This window comes from Xylophilus sp. ASV27, from assembly GCF_016428875.1.
GTDB lineage: Bacteria > Pseudomonadota > Gammaproteobacteria > Burkholderiales > Burkholderiaceae_C > Xylophilus.
The window spans coordinates 1-492 of sequence record NZ_JAELTO010000270.1 but is presented as its reverse complement, the minus strand read 5'-3'; the positions used below and the strand labels follow the sequence as shown (position 1 = coordinate 492).

Here is a 492-nt window from a genome sequence, read left to right as displayed (position 1 = left end):
CCCCTCCATCGAGACAAGGAGGGCTGGATTCCATGGCGAGAAGCCGCAAGTCACTGCCCGAGAAGGTCGACATGGCGCACCTGATCAGCACCGGGGTATTGGCCAGCGTCTGTCCCAGAGCGTTGATCGACGAAGTGCTGGCGCAAACCGGCAAGGCGAGCCAGCGCGAGCGGCGGCTGCCTGCACCTGCGGTGGTGTACTACGTCATGGCACTGGCGTTGTGGCGGGAGGCGCCACTGGAGGAAGTCCTGCGCGTGGTGTGCGAGGGCCTGCAATGGCTGGGCGGGGGCCAAGCCGGTGCGGTGCGGGCCGGCAAGTCGGCCATCTCGCAGGCACGCACGCGGCTCGGCCCCGAAGTGATGGCGCAACTGGCGCAGCGCGTGCTGCGCCCGCTGGCGCGCCCGGATGCGCCGGGTGCATGGTATCGAAGCTGGCGCCTAATGGCCGTGGACGGCACCTGCATGGACGTGGCCGACGAAGCGGTCAACGCAC

The 492-nt window shown here is 68.9% G+C and carries 1 protein-coding gene; it reads left to right on the top strand.

Features of this window, described 5'->3' with window-relative positions; all coding sequences use genetic code 11:
* Window positions 1–23 precede the first annotated feature (23 nt).
* Window positions 24–492 (top strand): transposase domain-containing protein (locus tag JHD63_RS22830; protein WP_198973095.1); only part of this gene is annotated, 469 nt, incomplete at its 3' end.